This window comes from Streptomyces sp. NPDC048258, assembly GCF_043201995.1.
In the GTDB taxonomy this organism is placed as follows: Bacteria; Actinomycetota; Actinomycetes; order Streptomycetales; family Streptomycetaceae; genus Streptomyces.
The window spans coordinates 619,908-637,832 of sequence record NZ_JBICZH010000001.1; the positions used below are offsets into that span (position 1 = coordinate 619,908).

The window sequence follows — 17,925 nt, forward strand, 5'->3', positions numbered from 1 at the left end:
GAGACGTCTCGTCTTCCTCTTGCCCGGTAAACCACCCAATCAGTTCACTGCGTTGTCCCGCTTGTGGAGAGACGATTCTCTCCACACTCGTCCTGAGTCGTGCAAGTCGAGCCGAGTGCACGTCGTGAGGAGCCTTCTTTGCGCAGAGACGCCACACCCCGGCGCTACCTGATGTGCCCACCCGCACACTTCAAGGTCACGTACTCCATCAATCCGTGGATGGACCCCACGAAACCGGTGGACCTGCCCCTCGCACACGCCCAATGGGAAGACCTGAGGGACCGCTACCGCGCCCTCGGCCACACCGTCGAGACCCTCGTACCGGACCCCGCGCTGCCCGACATGGTCTTCGCGGCGAACGGCGCCCTCGTCGTCGACGGCCGGGTGCTCGGCGCCCGGTTCGCCTACCCGGAACGGGCCGCCGAGGCCGAGATCCACCTGGACTGGTTCCGCAGCCACGGCTACCGGGACGTCCACGAGCCGTCCCACGTCAACGAGGGCGAGGGCGACTTCGCCGTCACCGCCACCTACATCCTGGCCGGCCGGGGCTTCCGCTCCAGCCCGCTCTCGCACGACGAGGCCCAGGAGTTCTTCGGCCGCCCCGTCATCGGGCTCGACCTGGTGGACCCGCGCTACTACCACCTGGACACGGCCCTGTGCGTCCTCGACGGCGACGAGGTCATGTACTACCCGCCCGCGTTCTCTCCGGGCAGCCAGGCCGTGCTCAAACGGCTCTTCCCCGACGCGCTGCTCGCCGACGGCCCGGACGCGGCCGCCCTCGGCCTCAACGCGGTCTCGGACGGCCGGCACGTACTGCTCCCACAGGCGGCGACGGGGCTGCTGGCGCCCCTGCGGGACCGGGGGTTCGAGCCGGTCCCGATGGACCTGGGGGAGCTGCTCAAGGGCGGTGGCAGCGTGAAGTGCTGCACCCAGGAGCTGCGGCCGTAGCTACGCGGACGGCGGCCACTCCTGGCCCCAGTCGGCGTCCCGCGCCGCCTTGTAGAGGTCGCCGTGGCGCTTGGTCACGTTGACCCGGGTCAGGCCTGCCGAGTCACCGCTCTCCGGGCCGCACAGCTCCAGCAGGACGAGCCCCTTCCGGATCTGCGGCTTCCGCGTGATCCGGAAGGCGGCGCGCTCGGCCGGGAAGCGGGTCGCGGCGACGTAGCTGAACTTCTCGTCCTCGTACGGGAGGGAGCCGCCCTTGACCCGCCGGTGCAGCGAGGACCGGCTGACCCGCGCCGAGAAGTGGCACCAGTCCTGGCCGACCTCGATGGGGCAGGTCCCGTCGTGCGGGCAGGGGGCGGCGACCCGCAGCCCGGCCGCGATCAGCTGGTCGCGGGCCTCGCGGATGCGGAGGTAGCCCTCCGGCGTGCCCGGTTCGATCAGCACCACGGCCTGGCCGGCCCGCGCCGCCTCGGCGACGACGGCCGTCCGCGCCTGCGGGGTCAGCTCGCCCAGCACGTACGAGACCGTCACCAGGTCGGCGTCGGGAAGGGCCAGGCCGGAGCCGATGACGGCCCGCCGCCAGTCCGCTCCGCGCAGGACCTCCGAGCCGGAGGCCGCCGCCAGCTCCTTGCCGAGGGCCAGGGCAGGCTCCGCCCAGTCCAGCACCGTGGTCTCCCGCGGGCCGTCCCAGGTGGCGTCCACGGCCCAGGTCGCCGCGCCCGTGCCGCCGCCCACGTCGACGTGGGAGCCGGGCGTCCAGTCGGGTGCCGCCTCCGCGAGGCCGTCCAGGGCGGCCCGGACGGCCTCGAAGGTGGCCGGCATCCGGTACGCCGCGTACGCCGCCACGTCGGAGCGGTCGCGCAGCACGGGCGCGTCGGTCGGGGTCTGCCCCCGGTAGCTCGCGATGAGCCGCTCGACGGCGGCCGCGGCCTGCTTGGGCGGGAGGCCGTCGAGCAGCCCGCCGAGCGTGCTGCGGAGGGTTTCGGCGGTGGTGGGGGCGGAGGCGTTCACCAGCCGAGTTTACGGCGCCGGGTGGTGTGGCCTTGCGCGGGACCGTGCGCGGGCCGACTGACGGGGCCGGCACGGGCCAGCCGGGCTGCGCCCGGACCTGGGGCTCCGCCCCAGACCCCGCGCCTCAAACGCCGGCGGGGCTGGAAATGCCCGGCGGGGCTCCAGTTCGCCTGGTAGGGCCTGGGCCGGCATGGCAGGCTAGGCCGCCGCCTCGCGGGTCTGCCAGGGTCGGCACAGGGCCAGGAAGCAGGTCACCGACAGCAGGGCGCAGGTCAGCTGGACCAGGGCCATCGGGACCGCCGTGTGCTCGCCCGCGATGCCGACCAGGGGGGAGGCGATGGCGCCGACCAGGAAGGAGGACGTGCCGAGGAGGGCGGAGGCCGATCCCGCCGCGTGCGGGGTCCGCATCAGGGCCTGCGCGTTGGTGTTCGGCAGCACCACGCCCATCGCCGACATCAGCACGAAGAGCGCGGCCGCTATCGGGACCAGCCCGACCTCCCCGAACACCCCGGTCGACATCAGCAGCAGCGCCACCGCCGCCGCCGTGATGATCCCGAGCCCGACCGCCAGGGTCTTGTCCATGCTGACCCGGCCGACCAGCAGCTTGCCGTTGATCTGGCCGACGGCGATCAGGCCGACGGAGTTGACGCCGAAGAGCAGGGCGAAGGCCTGCGGCGAAGCCCCGTAGATCTCCTGCACCACGAACGGCGAGGCGGAGATGTACGAGAACAGCACCGCGAAGGCGAAGCCGCCGGTCAGGGTGTAGCCGGTGAAGACGCGGTCGCCGAGCAGCCCGCGCATGGTCCGCAGCGCGGCGCCGACGCCGCCCGTCTGCCGCCGCTCGGGCGGCAGGGTCTCGTCGAGGCTGCGCCACACCATCAGTGTGAGGACGAGGCCGACGCCGGTGAGGACGACGAAGACCCCGCGCCAGTCGGCGAAGCGGAGCACCTGGCCCCCGATGAGCGGGGCGATGATCGGGGCGGACCCGGATATGAGCATCAGGGTGGAGAAGAACCGGGCCATCTCGACCCCGTCGTACAGGTCGCGCACGACGGCCCGGGCGATGACGATCGCGGCCGCGCCGGCCAGGCCCTGGAGCAGGCGGAAGCCGATCAGCAGCTCGGTGGTCGGCGCCAGGGCGCATATCGCGGTGGCGAGGACGTACACGACCATGCCGATGAGCAGGGGCCGGCGACGGCCCCACTTGTCGCTCATCGGGCCGATGACGAGCTGGCCCAGCGCCATGCCGGCGAGGCAGGCCGTGAGCGTGAGCTGGACGGTCGCGGCCGGGCTGTGCAGGACGCTGGTGACCTGCGGCAGGGCCGGGAGGTACATGTCCATGGACAGCGGGGGCAGGGCGGTGAGCCCGCCGAGTACGAAGGTGACGAGCAGCCCGGTGCGGCGTGCGGCCGTCAGGGGTGCGGCGGCGGTGGGGGCGGAGGGCGATTCGGGTGACGGCTCGGATGAGGGGGCCGTCGCGGGGGCTCTCTCCGACATGCGGGACTCCAGTCCTCTTATCTGCTTGTGCACCCCTGACCGACCCATGTTCTCAGCTATCGGAACGTCCGGGGTCCGCAGGCCCGTGTGACGTAGCCTGCGGCCCCATGAGCGAAAGTGCCGAGAAGATCGCTGTGGTGACCGGGGCCGGCTCCGGGATCGGCCGTTCCGTGGCCCTGACCCTGGCGGCGGCCGGCTGGGCCGTGGCCGTGGCGGGCCGCCGGACCGAGCCCCTGGAGGAGACGGCCGCGGCCGCCGGGGAAGGCGCCGACATCCTGTGCGTACGGACGGACGTCAGCGACCCGGACGACGTGAATGCTCTGTTCGAGGCCATACGCGAGCGGTACGGGCGCCTCGATCTGCTCTTCAACAACGCGGGCACCTTCGGCCCGGGCGGCGTCCCGCTGGAGGACATCACCTACGAGGCCTGGCGCTCGGTGGTGGACGTCAACCTGACCGGCGCCTTCCTGTGCGCGCAGGCCGCCTTCCGGCAGATGAAGCGGCAGGACCCGCAGGGCGGCCGCATCATCAACAACGGCTCCATCTCGGCGCACGTGCCGCGCCCGAACTCCGTCGCCTACACCGCGACCAAGCACGCGATGACCGGCCTGACCAAGTCCCTGTCGCTGGACGGGCGCCCGTACCGGATCGCCTGCGGCCAGATCGACATCGGCAACGCGGCGACCGAGATGACCGAGCGGATGCAGACCGGCATCCTCCAGGCCAACGGGCAGCTGGCCGTCGAACCGGTGATGGACGCCGCCGACGTGGCCCGCACGGTGCTGCACATGGCCGAGCTCCCGCTGGAGGCGAACGTGCAGTTCGCGACGGTGATGGCGACGGCGATGCCGTACATCGGGCGTGGCTGACCACGACTGTTTACAGGGCGCGGGGGTGCGGACGATCATGACCGGATGACGACCGACACCGAAGTTCTGCGCTACACCGCCTTCTCCCCGGACCCTGAAGGCGGCAACCCCGCCGGGGTCGTGCTCGACGCGGCCGGGCTCGACGACGCGGCCATGCTGGAGATCGCCGCCGGGCTCGGCTACAGCGAGACGGCCTTCCTGACCGCCCCGCCCGAGGGGCTCGGCGGCGAGCCCGGGCGGGCGTTCACCGTGCGCTACTTCAGCCCCAAGGCGGAGGTGCCGTTCTGCGGGCACGCCACCGTGGCCACCGCCGTGGCGCTGGGCGAGCGGATCGGCCCGGGGGAACTGGTCCTCGCGACGCGTGCCGGGACCGTACCGGTGTCCGTCACCGCCGAGGAGGGGCGCCTGCGGGCCACCCTGACCAGCGTCGTACCGCACGTCGAGGAGATCGGCGCGGCCGACCTCGCCGAGGCGCTGGCCGCGCTGGACTGGCCGGAGGGGGACCTGGACCCGGCGTTCCCGCCCAGGATCGCCTACGCCGGAGCCCGCCACCTGGTGCTCGGCGCCGGCACCCGGGCCCGGCTCGCGGACCTCGCGTACGACTTCGCCCGGCTGGAGGCCCTGATGCGGCGCCTCGACCTCACCACCGTGCAGCTGGTGCACCGGGCGGGCCCGGCGGAGTTCCACGTACGGGACCCCTTCCCGGTCGGCGGAGTCGTCGAGGACCCCGCGACCGGGGCCGCCGCGGCCGCCTTCGGCGCGTACGCGCGCGAGCTCGGCCTGGTCCCCGAGGAGGCGGTGCTCACGCTCCACCAGGGCGCGGACATGGGCCGGCCGGGGGTGCTCACGGTGGAACTGCGCGCCGGGGACCCGCGGGTCCGCGTCGGCGGCACGGGCGTGCGGATCCCCTGATGAAGGTGCTGGTGTACGAGGCCGCCGCGCTCCCGGCGGAGCTCGGCGGCCAGGTCGCGGCCCTGGCGGCGGCGGCCTGGCCGGGTGCCTCACCCGGGCACGATCCGGCCCTGGCGCCGCGCGCCCTGCTGCTCGTGGACGGTGACGGCACGGTGGCCGCCTCGCTGGCGCTGCTGTACAAGGAGATCGAGGTCGGGGGCCGCACGTACCGCGCGGCCGGGCTGAGCGCGGTCGTGACGCGGGCCGCGCTGCGCGGCCGCGGGCTCGGCGGCCGGCTGGTGGCGGCGGCCCGCGCCGAGCTGGCGGCGGACCCGGCCGTGGACCTGGCGCTGTTCAGCTGCGACCGGCCGCTGGCCCCGTTCTACGAGGAGGCCGGCTTCGCGCCGCTGCCCGGCACGGTCCTGGTCGGCGGCACCCCCGAGGACCCGGAGCCGCTCGCCACCGACGGGCCGGGCTTCGACAAGGCAGTGGTGGCGGCCTTCTTCACGGACACCCCGGACCGGGACCGGGCGGCCTTCACCGGCGTCCGCGTCCCGCTCCACCCCGGAAACACCGACAGGCTGTGGTGACGGGCGCGCGAGCCCGTCACCACAGCCTGTCGGCCGGTCAGCCGGGATCAGCTGACGTGCTTGGCCTCCGCCGGCTGCGCCTTCGGGCCCGCCGGGCGCTTCGGGTCCGCGAAGAACAGCACCAGCACGGGGATCAGGTACAGCGCCCACACCGAGAGCTGCAGGACGGTGGGGTCCGGCTGGAAGTTGAAGACGCCCTTGAGCAGGGTCCCGTACCAGCTGTCCGGCGGGACGGTGGCGCTGATGTCGAAGGCCTTGTCGCCGAGGCCGCCCAGGAAGCGGGCCTCCTGGAGATCGTGGACCCCGTACGCGAGGACGCCCGCGGCCACGACGACCAGCATGGCGCCGGTCCACTTGAAGAACTTCGCCAGGTTGATCTTGAGGGCGCCCCGGTAGAACAGGTAGCCCAGCACGATCGCCGTCGCGATGCCCAGCAGCACACCGATCAGCGGCGCCGAGGAACCCTCGCCACTGGCCCGTACCGACGCCCACACGAACAGCGCGGTCTCCAGGCCCTCGCGGCCGACGGCCAGGAACGCGGTGGCGACCAGCGCGCCGGTGCCCATGGCGAGCGCCGTGTCGAGCTTGCCGTGCAGCTCGGCCTTCAGGTGCCGCGCGGTGCGCTTCATCCAGAAGACCATCCACGTCACCAGGCCCACCGAGATGATGGAGAGGGTGCCGCCGAGCAGCTCCTGCGCCTCGAAGGTCAGCTCCTGGGTGCCGAATTCGAGCATCGCGCCGAAGGTGAGCGAGAGCGCGCAGGCGATCCCGATACCGATCCACACGGGACGCAGGGCGTCCCGGCGCTCGGTCTTCACCAGGTACGCGACGAGGATGCAGACGACCAGGCTGGCCTCCAGCCCCTCGCGCAGGCCGATCAGATAATTGCCGAACACGGCGGTTGTTCCTCTCCGGCGGGGACTACGCGAACAGAGTCCGGCCCCACCAGTCGTCCTTGTCGCGGACGCCCGGCGGGACGGCGAAGATCGCCGAACCCACGTGCTGGATGTATTCGTTGAGGACGTCGGACTTCGCCAGGTTGCGCTGGATCGGGATGAAGCCCTTGCGGACGTCGCGCTGGTAGGCGAGGAAGAACAGGCCCGCGTCGAGCCGGCCCAGACCGTCGGTGCCGTCCGTGAAGGAGTAGCCGCGGCGCAGGATCGTCGCACCGTTGTTGGTGTCCGGGTGCGCGAGGCGCACGTGCGCCTCCGGCTTCATCGCCTTCAGGAACGGCTCGTCGCGCTCCTTGGACTTGCCGACGGGCGCGCCCTCGCCCTTGTCACGGCCGAAGATGTCCTCCTGCTCGCCCAGGGGGGTGCGGTCCCAGATCTCGATGTTCATCCGGATCCGCCGGGCCACCAGGTACGAGCCGCCGGCCAGCCACTCGCTGCCGTCGCCGGCGCCGACCCACACGTGCTTCTCCAGGGCCGCCTTGTCGGTGCCCGATATGTTCCGGGTGCCGTCCTTGAAGCCCATCATGTTGCGCGGGGTCTGCTCTTCGGGCGTGGTCGACGAGGTCTTGCCGAAGCCCAGCTGCGACCAGCGCACCACGGTCTTGCCGAAGCCGATGCGGGCCAGCTGGCGGATCGCGTGCACGGCGACCTGCGGGTCGTCGGCGCAGGCCTGGACGCAGAGGTCACCGCCGGAGCGGGCCGGGTCCAGGTTGTCGCCGGGGAACAGCTCCAGGTCGACCAGCGCCTCGGGGCGCTTGCCCTCCAGACCGAACCGGTTCTTGGCGAACAGGCCCGGACCGAAACCGATGGTCAGGGTGAGGCGGGAGGCCTTCAGGCCCAGCGCCTCGCCCGTGTCGTCCGGCGGCGCCTCGGGAAGGCCGCCGAAGCCGCCCTCGCCGACCGGCTGACCGGCCGTCATGCGGCGGGCCGCCTCGGTCCACTCCTTGAGGAGCTGGATCAGCTCCTCGCGGCTCTTCGTCTTCACGTCGAAGGCCGCGAAGTGCAGACGGTCCTGCACGGCGCTGGCGATACCGGACTGGTGCTCACCGTGGAACGGCACGGCCGCCCCGGCGGCGGCCGCCGAGACCATGTCCGATCCGCTGCCGAACGCGGCCACCGCACCGCCGGCCGCGGCCGCGCCGAGCGCGAGCCCGGCCCCGCCCCAGCCCAGTACGGAACGCCGCGAGGGCGCGGCCGCGGCCGCGGACTCGCCGCTGTCCTGCTGCTGCGGCTGCTGCGCCGCCAACTCCGATTCCGGCTCGGTCATCGTGTTCTCCCGCCTCCTTCGACTTCGGCCGTTACTTGGTGACCGCGGCGGCGAGCTTGGAGAGCGGCTCACCGAGGGCGCTGACGCCGTCCGAGAGCTCCTTGCGCTCCGGCTCGCCGACCTTGTCGTAGGCGGTGAAGTCGTAGGAGGCCTTGTCGGCGCGGTACTTGTCGAGCAGCTCGTTCATCGCCGCGAACTGGGTGTCCAGCTGCTTGGCGAGCTCCGGGTCGTTCTTCGCGGCGATCGGCTTGAGCAGCTCGTACGCCTTCTGCGCGCCCTCGACGTTGGCCTTGAAGTCGACCAGGTCGGTGTGGGAGTAACGCTCCTCCTCACCCGTGACCTTGCCGCTGGCGACCTCGTCGAGGAGCTCCTTGGCGCCGTTGGCCATCGAGCTCGGGGTGATCTCCGCCGTGCCGACCTTCTTCTGCCAGTCGGTCAGGTCCGCGATGAGGGTGTCGGCGAGCTTCTTCTCCTCGTCGCCGATCTTGTTGTCGGCCCACAGGGCCTTCTCCAGGCGGTGCCAGCCGGTCCAGTCCTTCGCCGGGTCCTGGCCGGCCTCCAGGCCGTCCTCGCGGACGTCGACCTTCGGGTCGATGTCACCGAAGGACTCGGCGACCGGCTCGGTGCGCTCCCAGCCGATGCGGGACGCGGCGTACAGCTTCTTCGCGGTCTCGATGTCGCCGGCCTTGACCGCGTCGGCGAAGGCCTGCGCCTTGGGGAGGGTCTCCTCGGCCTGCGTGACCACGTACGCGCGGTAGGCGGCGACCGCGGCGTCCGCCTCGGGGCTGCGCTTCTCCTCGGCGGCACCCTTGCCGGTGGCCTTGACCTTCTGGCTGATGCCGTCGCCCTTCATACCGGGCTTGCAGACGATCTCGTACTCGCCCGCCTTGATCTCGGCGGTGATGGAGGCCTTGGTGCCGGGGCCGATGTTCTCGCGCTCGGTCACGATGCGGGCGTCCGGGAAGAGGACGTAGACCTCGGTGACCTTGGAGCCCGTGTTCTCGACGTCGATCTGGACCTTGCCCGCCGGGAACTCCTTCTTCGACACGTCGCACGCACTGTCGGAAGCCGCGACCTTGATCGCGCCGTCGCCGCCCGCTTCGCTCTTCTGGGAGCAGCCGGTGACGGCGGTCAGGGCTGCCGCCACGGAGGCGGCGGCGATGACGGTGAGGCGGGCGGGGCGCATAGGGGCTCCTGGGCGTCGGGCGATTCGGGCCGTCCCAAGGGGGAGAGGCCGGTGAGGCGGACCTAACTTAACCGAGGCTTACCTGACCCATACCCACTCGTCCAGTGATTCAGCTCTCACCTTTCGACGGCGGACACGGGACCGTCACGGACGTTTCACGGCAGACCCAAGGCAGGGTCAAGTGGAAGTCAAGCCGGGGCGACCGTTCCGTACTGCCGTACGCCCCGCCGCCGCCTGCCGTACGGGGACCACCAGCGGGGCCCCGGTGCGCGGGTGCGGCAGGACCTCCACCGGCTGCCGGTAGACCCGGCTGAGCAGCCCGTCCTCGAACACCTCGGCCGGCGGTCCGGCCGCTGCGATCCGCCCGTCGTGCAGGACGGCGGCCCGGTCCGCGTAGGCGGCGGCCAGCCCCAGGTCGTGGAGGACGACGACCACCGCGTCCCCGGCGGCGGCCCGCTCCCGGCAGATCCGCAGCACGAGTTCCTGGTGGCGCAGGTCGAGGGCGGCGGTCGGTTCGTCGAGCAGCAGCAGCGGGGCCCGCTGGGCCAGTACGCGGGCCAGCGCGACCCGGGCGCGCTCGCCGCCGGAGAGGGCGGAGAAGGGGCGCGCCGCGAAGCCGGTGACCTCGGTGGCTGCCATGGCGGTGGCCACCGCCTCGTCGTCCGCGTCGGCGAGGGAGGTGCCGGCCCAGGGCGCGCGGCCCATCCGTACGACGTCCTCCACGGGAAAAGGGAAGGACAGTTCCGCCGACTGGGGGAGTACCGAGCGGCGCAGTGCCAGATCGGGGGCGCTCCAGTCGCCCACCGGGCGGCCGTCGATCCGTACCTCTCCGGAGGTGGCGGGAAGGTCGGCGGCGAGGGCGGCCAGCAGTGTGGACTTGCCCGCGCCGTTCGGCCCCACCAGGGCCAGCACCTCCCCGGCCCGGGCGGTCAGGTCGATGCCGGCGAGGACCTCGCGCTGCCCGAGCCGGACCCGCAGGTCCACGGTTTCGGCGAGGGCCGCGCCGGGCGCGGGGCGGGCCGGGACGGTCCGCTTGTTCCGGGAGAGCAGCCCGGTCAGCCTGCCGGTCACGCCCAGCCTCCTTGCTTGCGGCGGGTGCGGCGCAGCAGCCAGAAGAAGAACGGGCTGCCGATCAGGGCGGTCAGTACGCCGAGCGGCAGCTCGGCGGGCTGGGCGACGGTACGGGCCGCCAGATCGCCCGCGACCAGGACGACGGCCCCGGCCAGCGCGCTGCCGGGCACCAGGAAGCGGTGGCCGGGGCCGTGGGCCATGCGCAGCAGGTGCGGGACGAGCAGCCCGATGAAGGTGATGACCCCGGCCACGGCGACGGCGGCGGCGGTGAGCAGCGCCACGACCAGGATGAGGGCCAGGCGCAGCCGTTCGACGTCGACGCCGAGGTGGCGGGCGGGCCGTTCGCCGAGGGCGAGCAGGTCGAGGCGGCGGGAGTAGAAGGGGGCGATCAGCAGGCCGGCGGCGGCGCAGGGGAGGACGGCGAGCACCTTGGGCCAGGTGGCCTGGGCGAGGGAGCCGAGCTGCCAGAAGGTGATCTGGTTGACCTGGCCGCTGTCCGCGAAGAAGAGGAACAGGCCGATGAGGGCTCCGGCGAAGGCGTTGACGGCGATGCCGGTGAGGATGAGGGTGACGACCTCGGTCCTGCCGCCGTTGCGGGAGAGGAAATAGACGGAGCCGACGGTGACCAGGCCCGCGACGAACGCGCAGACCGTGATCGTCCAGTTGCCGAGGAAGGTGAGCCCGAGCCCGATGGCGGCGACCGCGCCGACGGCCGCGCCGGCCGAGATCCCGATGACACCGGGCTCGGCGAGGGGGTTGCCGAACACGCCCTGCATGAGCGCGCCCGCGCAGCCGAGGCCGGCGCCGACGAGCAGCGCGAGCACGACGCGGGGCAGGCGTACGTTCCACAGCACGCTCTCCCCGACCCGGTCGAGCGGCGCTCCGCCGAGGCCGACGCGGTGCTGTACGGAGGCGAGTACGTCGCCGAGCGGGATCCGGTACGCGCCGACTCCTGCGGAGAGCAGGGCGAGGAGGACCAGGGCCGCGACCAGCGCGGCGGTGATCAGTGGAGCCTTGCGGCCGCGCCGCGTCCCGGGCTCCGCCCGGACCCGCGCCTCAAACTCCCCCAGACTCCGTCCGGGGGGACCCCCAGGCGGGGCTGGATTGTGGCTGCTGCCGCCCGCCAGGCGAGGCTGGGCAATTTCAGCGGCGGGCTCGCCCGCACCGGCGGGAGGTTCGGCACGCGGCGGATCGTAGGGCACGGTCATCTCAGGCGGCCTTGCCGTAGAGCTGGGCCACCAGGGAGGCGAGTACCTGGTCCGTGCGCGGGCCGTAGTTGAGCAGGACGCCGTCGTCGATCGTGACCACCCGGCGGTCCAGGCCGGCCGGGGTCTGGGCGACGCCCGGGATCTTCACCAGGCCGTCGATGCCGCCGACCGATTCGAGGCCCTTGGACATCACCAGGATCGCGTCGGGGGCGGCGGCCGCCAGGGCCTCACTGGTGATCGGGGTGAAGTCCTTGCCGAGCCCCGACCCCTTGCCGGTGTCGACCGCGCCCGCCGCCTCCAGCAGCGAGGCGGCCCCGGATTCGGAACCGCCCAGCAGGTAGACGGAGGCGGTGCCGCGCAGGTAGAGGAAGGCCACCCGGGGCTTCTTCCCGGAGCCGGCCGGAACGTCCTTGCGGGCGGCGGCGATCCGCTCGGCGGTGCGCCGGTTCAGCTGCGCCCCGGCCTCCTTGACGCCGAGCGCGGCGGCCACCGCCTCGATCCGCTTCGGTACGTCGTCCAGGGACTTGGCCGGTGCCACCACCAGCACCGGGATGCCCGCGTCGCGGATCTGCCGGACCGCTTCGGCCGGTCCGCTGGTGGTCTCCGCCAGCACCAGCGTCGGCCGCAGCGAGAGCACGCTCTCGGCGGACACCTCGTGACCACGTGTCACCACCGGCAGCCGCGCGGCCTGTTCGAAGGTGGCGGTGATGTCCCGGGCCACCACCTGCCCGCCGAGACCGAGCGTGTGGACGATCTCGTTGAGGCTGCCGGTCAGCGGGACGACCCGGTCCGCGGAGGCGACGTTCACAGCGGTCCCGTCCGCCGAGGCCACGGTGACCGGCAGTGCGGGCAGCGGCGCCGGGGTGAGCGGTTCCACCCGGTCCGGGGCGGCGGCGGTGCGGGCGGATGGGCCCGGGGTGGTGGCCGTACCTCCGCAGCCCGTCAGCGCGAGTGCCAGTGCCAGTGCTGCCACGGCGGGAGCGAGACGGGGGAAGCGGTGTGACGCGGCGGGCGTAGGCACGAAGGCACCGTCCTGATCGTCCGACTGGGGTTCCGGAGAGGTTCTGGAGACCGGGGGGTTCCTGACCCGCCCAGCGGTAGCTTAGGTTAGCCTAACCTTGCTTCGCCAGGCTCTGGAGGGGACATTCATGTCGGCGAGACCCGTCCGCACCTTCGCCGTCGCCCTGTTGGCGGCCCTGCTGGGCGCCCTGCTCCCGGCCACCGCCGCCCAGGCGGGGACCGTACAGGGCGGCCGGCTGGACTGGGGCATCAAATCGTCCTTCCAGAGTTATGTCACCGGCCCGGTGGCGAAAGGCGGTTTCAAGCTGAAGAGCGGCGCCGCCACGGTCGGCGGCAGCCTCTTCCGCTTCCACTCGGCGACCGGCTCCTACGACCCCGCCTCCGGCGCCTTCGAGGCCTCCTACTCGGGCGGGGTGACCTTCCAGGGCCACCAGAAGCCCGACGGCGTGTACGAGCTGGACATGACGGTGAGCCGGCCCACCGTCAGGATCAGCGGCGGCAAGGGCACCCTGTACGTGGACGTCTCCAGCAAGGCCAAGGACACCGGCGCGGTCAGCAGCCTGTCCCAGGTGCCCTTCGCCACCCTCGGCCTCGGTGGCGTCGACATGAAGGGCGGCGCGAGCCCGCTCACCCTCACCAACGTCCCGGCCACCCTCACCGAGCAGGGCGCCCAGGCCTTCGCCGGCTACTACGCGGCGGGCGCGCAGCTCGACCCGGTCTCGCTGTCCGCCGACGTCAGGACCGCACCGGCGGCGGAGTCTTCGCAGCCGCCGGCCGCGCAGCCGGGCACCACGCCCGCCGAGTCCCCGCGGGCGCCGGGCGCGTTCGCCGAAGCCGCCGTGGACTGGGGGGTGCGCCGCACCTTCCGCGAGTACGTCACCGGCTCCGTCGGCCAGGGCGGGTGGACCCTCGCCGAGGGCGCCCAGGACGGCGGCGCGCTCTTCCGCTTCCCGCAGGGCAAGGGCACGTACGACGGCGCGAAAGGCACCCTGGACGCGGCCTTCGCCGGCACCGTCCACTTCACCGGCGCCCACCTGGACCTCAGGCTCGGCAAGGTCGGCGTCAAGGTGGAGAACGGCAAGGGCGTGCTGTCCGCCGACGTCACCACCGGCGGACAGACGAAGAGCGCCGTCGCGCTGGTGGAGTTCGACGCCGCGTCCCTGAAGACCGAGGGCGGGCTCGCCACCCTCGCCGAAGCCCCCGCCACCCTCACCGAGGGCGGCTCCCAGGCCTTCAATTCGATGTACAAGCCGGGCACCGAGATGGATCCCGTCTCCCTCGCGATCGCCCTCGACTCCACCGCGAAGCTCCCGGCCCTGCCCGACCTCGGCTCCACGGCCGCGCCCTCGCCGTCCTCGTCGTCCTCGCCCGCGCCGCCCCTCGCCCAGGAGGTGGCCCCGGAGTCCTCGCACACCGGGCTGTACGTCTCCCTGGCCGTGGCCGTACTGGTCCTGGCCGGCGGTGCGGCCTTCCTCGTGGTCCGCAAGCGCCGTACGGCGGCGGCCGGTGGCGCGCCCGCCGACGCACCGCAGTAGCCCCGTCCCCCTCTGTCGTCCCCCTGCTGTCGTCCCCTGCTGTCATCCCCCTCTGTCCCTTCAGGAGTTCCCAGCCATGTCGCCGAACCGACGCCGCCGCCCGATCGCCCTCGCGGCCGCCGTCCTCACCGCCGCCGCCCTCGGCGCCACCGCCCTCGCCCTGCCCGCGACAGCCGCGGGCGGGCCCCCGGCCGCGCCGCTGAAGATCACCGGCGGCACCCTCGACTGGGGGGTCCTCGCCAGTTACCGCGCCTACGTGACCGGCATGGCCAAGGGCTCCATCACCGTGGCGGACGGCGCCCGGCAGAACCAGGACGGCAGCCTGCGGTTCGGCGAGCCGACCGGCCAGTACGAACCGGCCGCCGGACACGTGGTGAAGGCGGCCTTCAAGGGCAGCGTCACCTTCTCCTCGCCCGCCCCGCCGACCGGCCACGGCTTCGAGGTCAAGCTCTCCGACTTCCGTCTCGACACCGGCACGAAGAAGGTCACCGCGGACGTCACCAAGGGCGGCGCCACGGCCGAGGACGTACCGCTGGCCACGGTGGCCTTCGGCGGCCCGTCGATGGACAAGCTGGCGACCACGCTCACCAAGGAGGCCGCGGACGCGCTCGGTTCGGCCTCGTACGAGAACAAGGCGGGCGACCCGCTCACCGCGAAGCTGGAGTTCGAGAAGCCCGCCCCGGCGCCGACCACTCCGGCCCCGACGAAGACCGCGCCGACCTCGACGGCCCCCACCAAGCAGCCCACGGCCCCGGCCGACGGCGCGCAGAAGGTCCTCAGCGCCAAGCTGACGTGGGGCGTGAAGGAGTCCTTCCGCACGTACGTGCTGAGCGCGGGCTCGATCACCCCGGCCGGCGGAGCCGCCAAGAACGGCGCGCTCTTCGACTTCGCCTTCGCCAAGGGCGCCGGCAGCGAGCTCGACGTCAGGAAGCATACGCTGAACGCCTCCTTCGAGGGCAGCCTCCGCTTCCGGTACGCGGCCCACGGGATCGACATGACCTTCGGCAACGTCCGCGTGGCCGCCACCGGCCGGACCGGCACCCTGTACGTGGACGTCAAGAACGCCTCCGGCACCAAGGCGGCCGTCCCCTTCGCCACGCTCGACCTGTCGAGGACCGACTACAAGACCAGCGGCGGCGTGCTGGCGCTGCAGTCGGTTCCCGCGGCCCTCACCGCCGAGGGCGCGGCCTCGTTCGCCAACGACACCACCGGCTCCCCGTACAAGGCGGGCGATGCGATCGACCCGCTCACCCTCTCCGTGGCGGTGGACAAGGACGCCACCCTCCCGGCCACGGTGGCCACCACAGGGACCACGGGCACCACCGGCGGTGCGGGCGGTACGGGCGTCACCGCCGCCACCGTCGGCGGCAGTCTCGCCGCCACCGGCGCGGAGATCCCGGCCACGGCCCTGCTCGGCGCCTCCGGCGCGGCGGTCGCGGCCGGCGCGGGCGCGGTGTACCTCGCGCGCAGGCGGCGCACGGACCTGCGCTGAGCCGTGCTTGAATGCCCGCGTGAACGATCTCGACGTGTTGAAGGTCTTCTGCGCGGGTGACGGCAGGCACGGCAACCTGCTCGGTGTCGTACGCGACGGCCGGACCTGCCCCGACGACGCGTCGCGGCAGGCCCTGGCCGCCGAACTCGGCTACAGCGAGACGGTGTTCGTCGACGACCCCGAGCGCGGGATCGTCGACATCCGCACCCCCGGCACGCGGATGTCCTTCGCGGGACATCCGCTGGTCGGGGTCGCCTGGCTGCTGGACATCGAGGAGCTCCAGCCGCCCGCCGGATCCGTATGGGCGCGTGACGACGGGGAGTTCACCTGGATCACGGCCCGCCCCGAGTGGGTCGAGGGCAAGCGCACCGAGCAGTACGCGAGCCCCGCCGAGGTCGAGGCGCTGCCGGCGCCGCCGCCGGGCGAGGGCTGGTTGTACGCGTGGGCCTGGGAGGACGAGGCCGCGGGACGGGTACGGGCCCGCGGCTTCCCGCGCCGCGCCGACGGGGTCATCGCCGAGGACGAGGCCACCGGCTCGGCGGCGATCCTGCTGACGGCGCAGCTGAACCGCGCCCTGAACATCACCCAGGGCGCCGGCTCCCAGATCCTCACCGCCCCCGGCCCCGACGGCACGGTCGAGATCGGCGGCCGCGTCCGCTTCGCCCCGAGCGACAGGAGCTAGGCCGAGAGCGGGAAGCGCTCGCCCAGCTCGCGGAAGACCGCGCCGTTGAAGTCGAAGGCACGCTTGCATTCGTCGATGATGCGCTGCTTCTCCAGGTCGTCCGCGGCGATCGCGTCCAGCAGCTGGCGGTAGGTCCGCTTGAAGGCCGCCGGGTTGGAGATGTCTGCGAAGACGTAGAAGCGGACGCCGTCGCCCTTGCGCTCGAAGCCCCAGGTGCGCTCCGCCTTGTCGCGGATGATCTGGCCGCCGGAGAGGTCGCCCAGGTAGCGGGTGTAGTGGTGGGCGACGTAACCGCCCGGCCACTCGGCCGCGCACCGGGCCACCCGGGCGGCGTAGGCCTCGGTCGCGGGCAGCGCCGCCACGCTCCCGCGCCAGTCGGGTCCCAGCAGGTGCGCGAGGTCGCGCTCGATCTCGGCGACGCGCATCAGCTCGGGCCGGATGAACGGGCCGGCCACCGGGTCGTCCCTGAGGGAGTCGGCCGCGTCCTCCAGGGCCCGGTACACGAACCACAGCTGCTCGGTGTAGCGCGTGTACGCGTCCACCCCGAGCCGCCCGCCCAGCAGGTCGCTCATGAAGGTCGACGTCTCGGCCTCGGTGTGCTGCTCGTGCGAAGCGACGCGGATGACCGTAGAGAAGGCGTCCAAGACGGACCTCCAGGGAAGGGGAGAAGACGTGACGGCACGGCCGTCACGTCCGATCTTCCTACTTAGGTATGCCTAAGTCAATGGGTTCCCGACGCCCTGTCGGTAAAAAGTCACCTACGGCGAGGTGGCTACGGCGAGGTGGCTACGGCAAGGTGAGGATCTCCGCGCCGGTGTCGGTCACCACCAGTGTGTGCTCGAACTGCGCGGTGCGCTTGCGGTCCTTCGTGACGACCGTCCAGCCGTCCTCCCACATGTCGTACTCGTGGGTGCCCAGGGTCAGCATCGGCTCGATGGTGAAGGTCATCCCGGGCTCGATGACGGTGGTGGCGTGCGGGCTGTCGTAGTGCGGGATGATCAGGCCGGAGTGGAAGGACGAGTTGATGCCGTGTCCGGTGAAGTCCCGGACCACGCCGTAGCCGAAGCGCTTCGCGTACGACTCGATGACCCGGCCGATGATGTTGATCTGGCGGCCCGGCTTGACGGCCTTGATGGCCCGGTTCAGGGCCTCGCGGGTGCGCTCCACCAGCAGCCGCGACTCCTCGTCCACCTCACCGCACAGGTAGGTGGCGTTGTTGTCGCCGTGCACCCCGCCGATGTACGCGGTGACGTCGAGGTTCACGATGTCGCCGTCGCGCAGGACGGTGGAGTCGGGGATGCCGTGGCAGATGACCTCGTTGACCGAGGAACACAGCGACTTCGGGAAGCCCCGGTAGCCGAGCGTCGAGGGGTAGGCGCCGTGGTCGCACATGTACGCGTGGGCGACCCGGTCGAGCTCGTCGGTGGTCACCCCCGGCGCGATCAGCTTGGCGGCCTCTTCCATCGCCTGGGCGGCGATCCGGCCGGCGACGCGCATGGCCTCGATGGTCTCGGCCGACTGCACCTCCGGTCCGGTGTACGGCGTGGGCGCGGGCTTGCCCACGTACTCGGGCCGGCGGATGTTTCCGGGAACGGAACGGACGGGGGAAAGCTCGCCTGGTACGAGCAGCGACTGGCCAGACATGCAAGCGAGTGTATCCAGCGGGGATGGGGCAGCATGGCGGCAGAGAGCGGTATCGAGAGGAGCC

17 protein-coding genes are annotated in these 17,925 nt (G+C 72.6%); 7 read left to right on the forward strand and 10 right to left on the reverse strand.

Annotated elements, in window-relative coordinates; genetic code table 11:
- Nucleotides 1-99 precede the first annotated feature (99 nt).
- A complete protein-coding gene (gene ddaH, locus ACGFYQ_RS02940; RefSeq protein ID WP_393739236.1) occupies nt 100-948 on the forward strand; it encodes a dimethylargininase in 849 nt (282 codons plus the stop codon).
- On the opposite strand, the gene ACGFYQ_RS02945 is transcribed toward ddaH, so the two are convergent.
- Nucleotides 949-1,956: a small ribosomal subunit Rsm22 family protein gene (locus tag ACGFYQ_RS02945; protein WP_393739238.1), complete on the reverse strand. Its 1,008-nt coding sequence runs from the start codon at nt 1,954-1,956 to the stop codon at nt 949-951.
- Between the two features lie 198 nt (nt 1,957-2,154).
- Nucleotides 2,155-3,453: a Bcr/CflA family multidrug efflux MFS transporter gene (locus ACGFYQ_RS02950; RefSeq protein ID WP_393739240.1), complete on the reverse strand. Its 1,299-nt coding sequence runs from the start codon at nt 3,451-3,453 to the stop codon at nt 2,155-2,157.
- Nucleotides 3,454-3,560: 107 nt separating this feature from the next.
- Here ACGFYQ_RS02950 and ACGFYQ_RS02955 point away from each other — a divergent pair, with 107 nt between their 5' ends.
- From ACGFYQ_RS02955 to ACGFYQ_RS02965, 3 genes are read left to right on the forward strand one after another with little or no spacing between them, the layout of a single operon-like run.
- On the forward strand, nt 3,561-4,322 hold the full coding sequence (locus ACGFYQ_RS02955; RefSeq protein ID WP_393739242.1) for an SDR family oxidoreductase: 762 nt from the start codon (nt 3,561-3,563) through the stop codon (nt 4,320-4,322).
- A gap of 45 nt (nt 4,323-4,367) precedes the next feature.
- Entirely contained in the window at nt 4,368-5,234 is an 867-nt protein-coding gene (locus ACGFYQ_RS02960; protein WP_393739244.1) for a PhzF family phenazine biosynthesis protein, read from the forward strand.
- Entirely contained in the window at nt 5,234-5,803 is a 570-nt protein-coding gene (locus ACGFYQ_RS02965; protein ID WP_393739246.1) for a GNAT family N-acetyltransferase, read from the forward strand. The genes ACGFYQ_RS02960 and ACGFYQ_RS02965 overlap by 1 nt, the downstream gene beginning before the upstream one ends.
- Nucleotides 5,804-5,850: 47 nt before the next feature.
- Here ACGFYQ_RS02965 and efeU read toward each other — a convergent pair whose 3' ends face one another.
- From efeU to ACGFYQ_RS02995, 6 genes are all read right to left on the reverse strand, one after another.
- Nucleotides 5,851-6,699 (reverse strand): iron uptake transporter permease EfeU, encoded by an 849-nt coding sequence (gene efeU, locus ACGFYQ_RS02970; RefSeq protein WP_393739248.1) that lies wholly within the window; start codon nt 6,697-6,699, stop codon nt 5,851-5,853.
- Nucleotides 6,700-6,724: 25 nt separating this feature from the next.
- Nucleotides 6,725-8,023, reverse strand: a complete 1,299-nt coding sequence (gene efeB, locus ACGFYQ_RS02975; RefSeq protein WP_393739250.1) for an iron uptake transporter deferrochelatase/peroxidase subunit — start codon at nt 8,021-8,023, stop codon at nt 6,725-6,727.
- A gap of 31 nt (nt 8,024-8,054) precedes the next feature.
- On the reverse strand, nt 8,055-9,209 hold the full coding sequence (efeO, locus tag ACGFYQ_RS02980) for an iron uptake system protein EfeO (protein ID WP_393739253.1): 1,155 nt from the start codon (nt 9,207-9,209) through the stop codon (nt 8,055-8,057).
- A gap of 177 nt (nt 9,210-9,386) precedes the next feature.
- A complete protein-coding gene (locus ACGFYQ_RS02985; RefSeq protein ID WP_393739719.1) occupies nt 9,387-10,259 on the reverse strand; it encodes a heme ABC transporter ATP-binding protein in 873 nt (290 codons plus the stop codon).
- A 17-nt stretch (nt 10,260-10,276) separates the two neighbouring features.
- Complete coding sequence (locus ACGFYQ_RS02990; protein ID WP_393739255.1) at nt 10,277-11,488, reverse strand: FecCD family ABC transporter permease; 1,212 nt, start codon at nt 11,486-11,488, stop codon at nt 10,277-10,279.
- 1 nt (nt 11,489) lies between these two features.
- Entirely contained in the window at nt 11,490-12,509 is a 1,020-nt protein-coding gene (locus ACGFYQ_RS02995; protein WP_393739257.1) for a hemin ABC transporter substrate-binding protein, read from the reverse strand.
- Nucleotides 12,510-12,636: 127 nt separating this feature from the next.
- Between ACGFYQ_RS02995 and ACGFYQ_RS03000 the strand changes: the two genes are divergently transcribed.
- The 3 genes from ACGFYQ_RS03000 (at nt 12,637) to ACGFYQ_RS03010 (ending at nt 16,217) form a co-directional block, all read left to right on the forward strand.
- Nucleotides 12,637-14,043, forward strand: a complete 1,407-nt coding sequence (locus ACGFYQ_RS03000; RefSeq protein ID WP_393739259.1) for an HtaA domain-containing protein — start codon at nt 12,637-12,639, stop codon at nt 14,041-14,043.
- Between the two features lie 76 nt (nt 14,044-14,119).
- Entirely contained in the window at nt 14,120-15,535 is a 1,416-nt protein-coding gene (locus ACGFYQ_RS03005) for an HtaA domain-containing protein (RefSeq protein ID WP_393739261.1), read from the forward strand.
- Between the two features lie 19 nt (nt 15,536-15,554).
- Nucleotides 15,555-16,217: a PhzF family phenazine biosynthesis protein gene (locus ACGFYQ_RS03010; protein WP_393739263.1), complete on the forward strand. Its 663-nt coding sequence runs from the start codon at nt 15,555-15,557 to the stop codon at nt 16,215-16,217.
- Here ACGFYQ_RS03010 and ACGFYQ_RS03015 read toward each other — a convergent pair.
- Both ACGFYQ_RS03015 and map read right to left on the reverse strand, forming a co-directional pair.
- Nucleotides 16,214-16,861: a heme oxygenase (biliverdin-producing) gene (locus tag ACGFYQ_RS03015; RefSeq protein ID WP_393739265.1), complete on the reverse strand. Its 648-nt coding sequence runs from the start codon at nt 16,859-16,861 to the stop codon at nt 16,214-16,216. The two genes, ACGFYQ_RS03010 and ACGFYQ_RS03015, sit on opposite strands and share 4 nt — an antisense overlap.
- 142 nt (nt 16,862-17,003) lie before the next feature.
- Nucleotides 17,004-17,861, reverse strand: coding sequence for a type I methionyl aminopeptidase (map, locus tag ACGFYQ_RS03020; protein WP_393739267.1), 858 nt, complete (start codon nt 17,859-17,861; stop codon nt 17,004-17,006).
- Nucleotides 17,862-17,925 lie beyond the last annotated feature (64 nt).